This is a genomic window from Lysobacter zhanggongensis, assembly GCF_046638635.1.
Taxonomy (GTDB): Bacteria; Pseudomonadota; Gammaproteobacteria; order Xanthomonadales; family Xanthomonadaceae; genus Novilysobacter; species Novilysobacter luteus.
In genome coordinates, this window is sequence record NZ_JBJXHK010000075.1 from 1 (window position 1) to 9545 (window position 9545).

Here is a 9545-nt window from a genome sequence, read left to right on the forward strand (position 1 = left end):
CGGCAGCACCCGTCGCCGGAGGCTGCGGAGGCCGCCGCGGCGCCGCAGGTCCCTGACACGCCCGCCCCGAAGCTCGAGCTGAGCCTGGAGCCGTTGCCCGAGCCGGCGCCCGAAGCAGAACACGCGCACCCGTCAGCCGCCGCCGAGGCGATCGAACTGTCGCTCGCACCGGTCGCAGAACTGGACGACAGCACCGACGCAGTCGCGCGGAACGACGAGGCCGCCGAGGCCACCGCGACCGACCGCCACCTCCACGCCGTCCCGCGCTGGGACGCCGATCCCGCCGTCGCCGCGATGCGCGAGGAACTGGCCACCATGCGCCACTTGATCGAGCGCGAGATGGGGCAGTTCGCGGTTGAGCGCCTGCGCGGCTCGCCGGCGCGCGCCGCGGCATTCGACACCCTGCTGGGCTACGGCTGCGACGAAACGCTGGCGCAGACCCTGGCAGCGAAGATCGACCCGGCGCTGGACCCGGCGCGGGTGCATGCCCCGATGCTGGCCGAGCTGGCGCGGATGCTGACCATCAGCCGCGAGGAGCCTATCGACGACGGTGGCGTGATCGCCCTGGTCGGCCCGACCGGTGCCGGCAAGACCACCACCGCGGCCAAGCTCGCCGCCCGCTTTGCCGCCCGCCACCGGGCCCGCGACGTGGCGCTGGTGACCACCGACTTCGAGCGCGTCGGCGCCTGCGAGCAGCTGCACGCCCACGGCCGCCGCCTCGGCATCACCGTCTGCGAGGCCAACGGCCCCGAGGCGCTGCAGCAGACCCTGGACCAGCTGCAGGACTACCCGCTGGTGGTGGTCGATACCGCCGGCTACGGCGCCCGCGACCGCGCCCTGCTCGGCCAGATCACCTGGCTGCGCGCCACCCGCAACGTGCGCAGCCTGCTGGTGCTGCCGGCCAATGGCCACCCGCACGACATGAACGAGGTGGTTCGCCGGTACCGCATGGCCACGCCCGAGGGCGTGGTGCTGACCAAGCTCGACGAGACCGGCCGCCTCGGCGCCGCGCTGTCGACCGTGATCCGCAACGGCCTGAGCCTGGCCTACACCACCGCCGGACAGCAGGTCGCGACCGACCTCGCCCACGCCGACGCCTCCCGCCTCGTGCTGCAACTGGAGAAATTGCGCCGTGCTGCCGATAACCCCCTTGCCACCGAGGACCGTCATGCCGTCGCCTGACCACAATCCCGCTTTCCCGGCGGCGCAGCCCGGCGCTGCGCCGGAGTCCGTGCGCCCCGCTCCCGTCAGAGTGATCGCGGTCGCCAGCGGCAAGGGCGGCGTCGGCAAGACCAACGTCTCGGTCAACCTCGCGCTGTCGCTGCAGAACGCCGGCCAGCGCACCCTGCTGCTGGACACCGACCTGGGCCTGGCCAACGTCGACGTGATGCTCGGGCTGTCGCCCCGCTTCACCCTGGCCGACGTGCTGGCCGGTCGCTGCGAGCTGCGCGACACATTGCTTGAAGGCCCCGGCGGGATGTGGATCGTCCCGGCCGCTTCCGGCAAGCGCCACATGACCGAGCTGCTGCCGCAGCAGCACGTCGGCCTGGTGCACGCCTTCAGCCAGCTGGACGTGCCGATCGACACCATGGTGGTCGACAACGCGGCCGGCATCGCAGACGGCGTGCTGACCTTCTGCCAAGCGGCGCAGGACGTGATCGTGGTGGTCTGCGACGAGCCGGCCTCGGTCACCGATGCCTACGCGCTGATCAAGGTGCTCAGCCGCGACCGCGGCGTCAGCCGGGTGCAGATCCTCGCCAACCAGGTGCAGCACGCGGCCGAGGGGCGCCAGCTGTTCGACAAGCTGCAGCGCGTCACCTCCAAGTTCCTCGACGTGACCCTCAACTACCTGGGCGCGATCCCGCGCGACGAATGGCTGCGCCGCGCAGTGCAGCGGCAGGAAGCGGTGGTCGACGCGTTCCCGTCGGCACCCGCCTCGGCCGCGTTCCGCGACATCGCCCGCCGTGCCGGCCAGTGGCAGAGTCCGCAGGGCCCGCGCGGCCACGTCGAGTTCTTCATGGAGCGCCTGATCGCGCAACCGTCCCGGAGTGCCGCCGCATGAGCACCGCCGCAGCCGCCTACCGCGCCCACCAGCCCAGCGACACGGCGCTCATCGTCGAGCGCCACGGCGAGCTGGTGCGCCGCATCGCCCACCACCTCGCCGCGCGCCTGCCGGCCAGCGTCGAGGTCGACGACCTGATCCAGGCCGGCATGCTTGGCCTGATCGACGCCGGTCGCAATTTCCAGGCCGACCAGGGCGCTGCATTCGAGACCTACGCCAGCATCCGCATCCGCGGCGCGATGATCGACGAGATCCGCCGTGGCGATTGGGTGCCGCGGTCGGTCCATCGCAAGTACCGCGACGTGGTCGCCGCCACCCGCGGTGTCGAGCAGGACACCGGCCGTGCCGCCTCCGCGCAGGAGGTCGCCGCCCGGCTCGAGGTCTCGCTCGATGAGTACCACCGCATGCTGGAGGATGCCGCGCGCGGCCAGCTGATCAGCCTGGATGCGCACCTGGAGGAGCACGACGGCGAGCCGCGGCTGGCGTCCACCGCCAACGCGACCCCGGCGCGCGAGTTCGAGCACACCGCGTTCCGCGAAGCCCTCGGCGGCGCCATCGGCGACCTGCCCGAACGCGAGCAGCTGGTGCTGTCGCTGTACTACGAGCAGGAGCTCAACCTGCGCGAGATCGGCGCGGTGCTGTCGATCAGCGAGTCGCGGGTCTGCCAGATCCACGGCCAGGCGATGTTGCGCCTGCGCGCGCGCCTGGGCGACTGGCGCGAGGAAGCCCAGCTCGACCAGGACGTCTGACTGCGCCGCTGCCCCCCATTCCCGAACACCCGCACGAGCCTGACCCATGGAAAAGAACATCAAGATCCTCATCGTCGACGACTTCTCGACCATGCGCCGCATCGTCAAGAACCTGCTCAACGACCTGGGCTTCTTCAACACCACCGAGGCCGACGACGGCACCAGCGCGCTGGTCGAGCTGCGCAAGGGTCCGTTCGACCTGGTGATCACCGACTGGAACATGCCCGGCATGCCCGGCATCGACCTGCTCAAGGCGATCCGCGCCGACGCCGCCCTGGCCAAGACCCCGGTGCTGATGGTGACGGCCGAGGCCAAGCGCGAGCAGATCATCGAGGCCGCCCAGGCCGGCGTGAACGGCTACGTGATCAAGCCGTTCACCGCGGCCACGCTGGGCGACAAGCTCGGCAAGATCTGGGAGCGGCTGGAGAGCGCGGCGTGAGCACCGATGCCGGTTCGCCGGCCACGGCCATCCCCATGCAGGACCGCCAGCTGATCACGCGGCGCCTGCATGCGGCGCTGTGGGCGCTCGAGCACGACGACCACGCGGGCTGGCGGGCCAACGTGGACGAGCTGATCCAGTGGCGCACGCAGCCGTTCGTGCAGGGCCTGGCGCGGATCGCGCGCGAGCTGGAACTGGCGCTCGGCAGCCCCGCCGAACACACCGGCCACGGCTCGCTGCCCGACGCCTGCGCCCGCCTGGAGCACGTGGTGACCCTCACCGAGACCGCCAGCATGCGCACCCTGGACCTGATCCAGGAATGCTCGGGCCTGCTTGGCAAGCTGCAGGAAGGGCACGCCACCCAGGGCGACGCCATTGCCGGCATCCGCGAGCGGCTGTCGGAAATGACCGCCGCCCAGGGGTACCAGGACCTCACCGGGCAGATCATCCTGCGCGTGGTCGAGCTGGTGCGCGCCGTGCAGGAAGGCCTCGGCGAGGTCACCGGCCCGAGCGAGCCGCTGCACCTTTCCAATCGCGGCAACGGCCCGTCGATCGCCGGTCTGGACGCCGCCCCGGCGACCCAGGACGACGCCAACGAATTGCTGTCCTCGCTGGGACTCTGACGCCCATGCGCCGCCGCACCCATTCCGGTAGGAGCGACGTCAGTCGCGACCCGCGAACCATTGAGGTACGCCGCGACACAGCGACGATCGCGTGGGCGGCCATCGTGCGCGTCCCGCATTGGCGCCGTCCATCCGGTTGTCAGTGGTTCGCGACTGACGTCGCTCCTACGGCGGCAGGGGGCAGGCCATGAACGCCGCATTCGAAGACGACACCGGCAACGATATCTGCGCGGACTTCCTGATCGAGGCGCGCGAGATCCTCGACCAGCTGGGCGAGCAGATGGTCGCGCTGGAGCGCAGCCCGGCCGACCGCGAATGCCTCAATGCGGTGTTCCGCGGCTTCCATACCATCAAGGGCGGTGCCGGCTTCCTCGACTTCCCGCCGATGGTGGCGATCTGCCATGCGGTCGAGGACCGCCTCAATGCCGCCCGCAGCGGCGAGGTGCCGCTCGACGCCGAGGCCTTCGACGGTGCCCAGCAGTCGCTCGACCTGCTGGTGGACCTGCTCGATTGCGTCGCCGCCGGCGAAGTGCTGATGCCGGCGCCGCAGGGCCTGCTCGACGCCCTGCGTGCCGGTGCATCGGCGACCGCGACGGCACAGGCGGACGCCAGCCGCCCGGCTGCCGGCGGTGACGACATCGACGATCTCGACTTCGAAGCGCTGCTCGACAGCCTGCACGGCAACGGCGGCATTCCCGGCATCCAGGCTGATGGCGCGCCGGGGACCTCGGCCGTATCCGATTTCCCGACCGCGGGCAGCCCCCCACCGGTGCCAGTACCGGCACCCGCTGCACCCGCCGCGCCGCGCAAGCCCGCTGCCGCCGCGCACCAGGAAGACCCGACGGTCCGCGTGGACGTGCGCCGGCTGGACGCGATGGTCAACCTGGTCGGCGAGCTCGTGCTCGCGCGCAACCGGCTCAAGACGATCCGCCCGCGCCTTCGCGACGACGAACTCGACCGCGCGGTGACCACGCTGGACGCGGCCACCTCGCGGCTGCAGTCGGCGGTGATGATGGCGCGCATGCAGCCGGTCGGCCGCGTGTTCTCGCGGTTCCCCAAGCTCGCACGCGACGTCGCCCGCCAGCTGCAGAAGAAGGTCGAGCTGGAGGTCATCGGCGCGGAGACCGAGCTGGACCGCAACCTCGTCGAGGCCCTGTCGGACCCGCTGGTGCACCTGGTCCGCAACGCGATCGACCACGGCATCGAAAGCCCCGACGACCGCATGGCCGCCGGCAAGCCCGCACAGGGCCAGGTGGTGCTGAGCGCGCAGCAGGAAGGCGACCACGTCGCCATCGAGGTGCGCGACGACGGTGCGGGCATCGACCCCGACCGGATCCGCGACAGCGCCGTGCGCAAGGGCCTGATAGAACCCGAGGCCGCGGCACGGCTCACTCCCGACGAGTGCCTGCAGCTGGTCTTCATGGCCGGCTTCTCCACCCGCGCGGAGGTCAGCGACCTGTCAGGGCGCGGCGTCGGCATGGACGTGGTGCAGTCGAAGATCCGCGAACTGTCGGGCGAGGTGCAGATCCAGTCCGAACCCGGTCGCGGCAGCCGCTTCCAGATCCGCGTCCCGCTGACGCTGGCGATCCTGCCGACCCTGCTGGTCGAACTGGCCGGCGACGTCTACGCGCTGCCGCTGGTGCGCGTGGTCGAAGTGCTGTCGCACGAGCGCGGCGCGGCGATGCAGGTCGACGGCCAGACCGTGCTGGACCTGCGCGAGCAGCCGGTGCCATTGCTGTCGCTGCGGCGGTGGCTCGGCGTACCCGAGACGACGTTGGCCGACTCCACCGCCGTGGTGCTGCAGTCCGGCGAGCAGCGATTCTGCCTGTCGGTCGACAGCGTGCGCGGGCGCGAGGAAGTGGTGATCAAGGCCTTGCCGCGGACGCTGCGCGGGCTGGCCGGCTACGCCGGCGCCAGCCTGATCGGCGACGGCCGCATGGCGCTGATCCTCGACGTCGACGCGCTGTACCGCACCGGCGTGCGCGGGGGGCGCTGAGCGATGGCGACCTCAAGAATCCGGCCCACGAACCGATAACGCGGACAATGGACAGGCTCAGCATCATCGGCACCGTACTGGCGATTGGCGCCCTGCTGGGCGGCAGCGTGCTCAAGGGCGCGGGGCTGTCCGGCCTCTGGTCGCCGGCGGCCTTCGTGATCGTGGTGCTCGGCACCATCGCGGCGATCCTGGTGCAGACGCCGATGGACACCTTCAAGCGTGCCCTGCGCATCGTGCGCTGGGTATTCCAGCCGCCGATGCAGGACCGCACCGCGATCATCTCGCGCATCGTCGAGTGGAGCGGCACCGCCCGCCGCCAGGGCCTGCTCGGGCTGGAGGCGGAGGTGCAGGCGCTGGAGGATCCGTTCCTGCGCAAGGGCCTGCAGATGGTGGTCGACGGCGTCGAGCCTGAGGCGATCCGGCAGATGCTGGAGATCGAGCTGCACGGCCAGTCCGACCGCGACGTCGCCGCCGCCAAGGTGTTCGAGGGGATGGGCATCTACGCGCCGACGCTCGGCATCATCGGCGCGGTGCTGGGCCTGATGGCGGTCATGAAGAACCTCGCCGACCCGAGCCAGCTCGGCCACGGCATCGCCGCCGCGTTCACCGCGACGATCTACGGCATCGGCCTGGCCAACCTGGCGCTGCTGCCGATCGCGAGCAAGCTCAAGGGCCTGATCGGCCACCAGGCGCAGGAGCGCGAGATGATCGTCGAGGGGCTGATCGCGATCGCCCAGGGCGAGAACCCGCGCAACATCGAGGCGCGGCTCAACGGCTTCGTCCACTGAGGCGCCGCGCATGGGTCGCCGCCATCGCCACGAGGAGCACCAGAACCACGAAGCCTGGGCGATCCCGTACGCCGACCTGATGACGCTCCTGTTGGCCTTCTTCGTGGTCATGTACGCGATCTCCTCGCTCAACGAGGGCAAGTACCGCGTGCTGGCCGATTCGCTGTCGTCGGCCTTTGGCGGCGCGCCGCGCACCATCTCGCCGATCCAGCTTGGCCAGACCCAGCTGCGCGGTTCTTCGTTCGACCGTCCGTCGATGCAGACGCCCGATTCCAAGGCCGGGCCATCGGCCGCGACCCCGATCAATTCGCCGCGCATGCTGCAGGTGCTCGACATGCCGACCTTCGGGCAGACGGCCCGCGCCACGGCCGCCGCGATGCAGGCGGCCGAGGCGCCGCAGAGCCGGCGCGCCGAGCAGCTGCAGTCGATCGGAAAGCGCATCCAGGAAGCGCTGTCGGACCTGGTTCGCCGCAAGCTGGTCACCGTGCGTCGCAGCGAGACCTTCCTGGAGGTCGAGATCCAGAGCGACATCCTGTTCGCCAGCGGCGTCGCGGTACCCAGCGCGGTGGCAACCGAAACCGTGCGCCGGCTCGCCGGCGTGCTGCGCGACGAGCCCAACGCCGTGCGCGTGGAGGGCTATACCGACGACCAGCCGATCCGCACCGTGCAGTTCCCGTCCAACTGGGAGCTGTCGGCAGCCCGCGCCGGCAGCGTCGTGCACGAGCTGATCGGCGCCGGTGTCGGCCCCGAGCGGCTGGCCGTGGTCGGTTTCGGCGAGCACCAGCCGGTTGCAGACAACGCCACCGCCGAGGGTCGCAACGCCAACCGTCGCGTGCTGCTGGTGATCCTCGCCGCGCCGCAGGGCCCCGATGCCGTCACCGAGCGGATGCCGCCGGTGATGGCCGATGCCGGCGACGTGCAACCGCTTTTCCCGCTGCCCGACGCCGCGTCCGGCGGCAGCGCCCTGGGAGCCCCCTGACATGCAGACCTGGGCCATCGCCAACCAGAAAGGCGGCGTCGGCAAGACCACCACCTCGCTGTGCCTGGCGCGCGGCCTGGCCGCCGATGGCGCTCGCGTGGTGCTGATCGACCTCGACCCGCATGCCTCGCTGACCCGCGCGTTCGCGGTGCCGACCGACCCGCCGCCGGCGGGCAGCCACGACCTGTTCAACACGGGTGGTGCCGCCGAGCTGCGCTCGCTCGCACGCGGCACCGCCATCGACAACCTGTTGCTGGTCGCCGCGCAGCCGGCGCTGGCGACGCTGGAACGCCGGGGCGCGACCCAGGCCGGGCTCGGCCTATCGATCGGCCGCGCGCTGCATGCCGCCCGCGCCAACTTCGACTACGCCGTGCTCGACTGCCCGCCGACGCTGGGCCTGTTGATGGTCAATGCCCTGGCGGCGGCGGACCGGCTGGTGGTGCCGACCCAGACCGATCCGCTCGCCCTGCACGGCCTGGCCGACATGCTGCGCACCGCCGACATGGTCGAGCGCTCGCGCCGGCGGCCGTTGCCGCGGCACGTGCTGCCGACGCTGTATGACCGCCGTACCCGTTCGGGCGTGCAGAGCCTGGACCGGCTGCACGAGCTGTACGAGGGCCGGGTCTGGCCGAAGGCGATCCCGATGGATACTCGGCTGCGCGACCCCGCCACGCTGACCGCGGCCGAGCCGCCCACCGGGCGNCGCTCGCGCCGGCGGCCGTTGCCGCGGCACGTGCTGCCGACGCTGTATGACCGCCGTACCCGTTCGGGCGTGCAGAGCCTGGACCGGCTGCACGAGCTGTACGAGGGCCGGGTCTGGCCGAAGGCGATCCCGATGGATACTCGGCTGCGCGACCCCGCCACGCTGACCGCGGCCGAGCCGCCCACCGGGCGCGGCGCCGACGCCTACCGCTCCGCCCTCAACTGGCTGCTTGCCGCGATGCCGCGGCAGCAGGAGGCCGCATGAACACCCTGGCGGTCGATGCCTACCTGGACGAGTTGCTGTGCGACGTCGCCGATGTCGCGGCCCTGCCTGCGATGCCCGGCATCGCGATGACGGCGCCGGCTGCGGCACCCCCCGCGGCCGGGCCCGCAGTGGTCGCCGCGCCCGTCGTTGCAGAGCAGCCTGCACCTGCGTCCCCCGCGCGACAGGCCCCGGCAGACGTGCCGCGGCACACCTCGCCCGATGCGTCCGCCACGGTACCCAACCGGCTGGCGCGTCCTTCGGGTTCCGGCCGCTGGCTGCGCCTGGGCATCGGCCGTGACCACTATGCATTCGAACTGCTCCGCGTGCAGGAGGTGGTCCGCGTGGCACCGATCGTCGCGATGCGCAACGCCCCGCCGGCCGTGCTCGGCGTGATGAACCTGCGCGGGCGCATCGTCCCGGTGTTCGACCTGGGCCGCTGGCTCGGCAGCGCCGACGTGGTCGAAAGCGAGCAGTCGCGCATCGTCGTGGTCGAATGCGACGACGAGCTGATCGGCGTGCTGGTGACCGCGGTCGAGGACGTCGCCACGCTGGCGCGCGAGCACATCGAGCCGCCGCTGTCGGGCAGCGATGCCGGCGCGATCCTCGGGATCGCCCGGATCGGCCGCAGCCCGGTCGTGCTGCTGGATGCCAACGCGCTGTTCGCGTGAGCCGCCCGACCGGGGCGTGCCCCTCAAGTCCGCCACAACACCGCCGTTAATCCTCACGACATCCCGCCGCCCGACGCCCGCCGCCATGACCCAACTGTCGCTGCAACCCGACCTCGGCATCGAGCACGTCGCCGAACTGCAGGCCACGCTGCTGCCGCACCTCGAGGACGACGCGCCGGTGCAGCTGGCCGGCGACCAGGTGCGGCGCGTGCACGCGGCCGGGCTGCAGCTGCTGCACGCATTCGTGCGCGACCGCGCCGCGGCGGGCCGCAGC

Annotated in this window: 10 protein-coding genes and 1 pseudogene; all 11 read left to right on the top strand. The window is 71.7% G+C overall.

Features of this window, described 5'->3' with window-relative positions:
* Positions 1 to 1182 (top strand): flagellar biosynthesis protein FlhF (locus ACKVMH_RS11040; RefSeq protein ID WP_412700319.1); only part of this gene is annotated, 1182 nt, incomplete at its 5' end.
* The gene (locus ACKVMH_RS11045) at positions 1169 to 2062 is read left to right on the top strand and encodes a MinD/ParA family protein (RefSeq protein ID WP_412700320.1); all 894 of its coding nucleotides are present in this window, start codon (positions 1169 to 1171) and stop codon (positions 2060 to 2062) included. The genes ACKVMH_RS11040 and ACKVMH_RS11045, both read left to right, overlap by 14 nt.
* Entirely contained in the window at positions 2059 to 2811 is a 753-nt protein-coding gene (locus tag ACKVMH_RS11050; RefSeq protein WP_412700321.1) for an RNA polymerase sigma factor FliA, read from the top strand. The genes ACKVMH_RS11045 and ACKVMH_RS11050 overlap by 4 nt, the downstream gene beginning before the upstream one ends.
* A 46-nt stretch (positions 2812 to 2857) precedes the next feature.
* Positions 2858 to 3250 carry a chemotaxis response regulator CheY gene (gene cheY / locus ACKVMH_RS11055; RefSeq protein ID WP_412700322.1) on the top strand — a complete coding sequence of 131 codons (393 nt, stop codon included), beginning with the start codon at positions 2858 to 2860 and terminating at the stop codon, positions 3248 to 3250.
* On the top strand, positions 3247 to 3873 hold the full coding sequence (locus ACKVMH_RS11060; protein WP_412700323.1) for a protein phosphatase CheZ: 627 nt from the start codon (positions 3247 to 3249) through the stop codon (positions 3871 to 3873). Before cheY ends, ACKVMH_RS11060 begins: the two co-directional genes overlap by 4 nt.
* A 187-nt stretch (positions 3874 to 4060) precedes the next feature.
* Positions 4061 to 5869 (top strand): chemotaxis protein CheA, encoded by a 1809-nt coding sequence (locus ACKVMH_RS11065; protein WP_412700324.1) that lies wholly within the window; start codon positions 4061 to 4063, stop codon positions 5867 to 5869.
* Positions 5870 to 5916: 47 nt separating this feature from the next.
* Positions 5917 to 6657: a flagellar motor protein gene (locus ACKVMH_RS11070; protein WP_215219630.1), complete on the top strand. Its 741-nt coding sequence runs from the start codon at positions 5917 to 5919 to the stop codon at positions 6655 to 6657.
* 10 nt (positions 6658 to 6667) lie between these two features.
* Positions 6668 to 7636 (top strand): flagellar motor protein MotD, encoded by a 969-nt coding sequence (gene motD, locus ACKVMH_RS11075; protein ID WP_412700325.1) that lies wholly within the window; start codon positions 6668 to 6670, stop codon positions 7634 to 7636.
* Position 7637: 1 nt separating this feature from the next.
* A pseudogene (locus tag ACKVMH_RS11080) lies at positions 7638 to 8315 on the top strand (ParA family protein); the annotation flags it as partial.
* Between the two features lie 284 nt (positions 8316 to 8599).
* Positions 8600 to 9271 (top strand): chemotaxis protein CheW, encoded by a 672-nt coding sequence (locus ACKVMH_RS11085; protein ID WP_412700326.1) that lies wholly within the window; start codon positions 8600 to 8602, stop codon positions 9269 to 9271.
* A gap of 85 nt (positions 9272 to 9356) precedes the next feature.
* The coding region (locus ACKVMH_RS11090) for an STAS domain-containing protein (RefSeq protein WP_412700327.1) at positions 9357 to 9545 on the top strand (189 nt) is incomplete at its 3' end.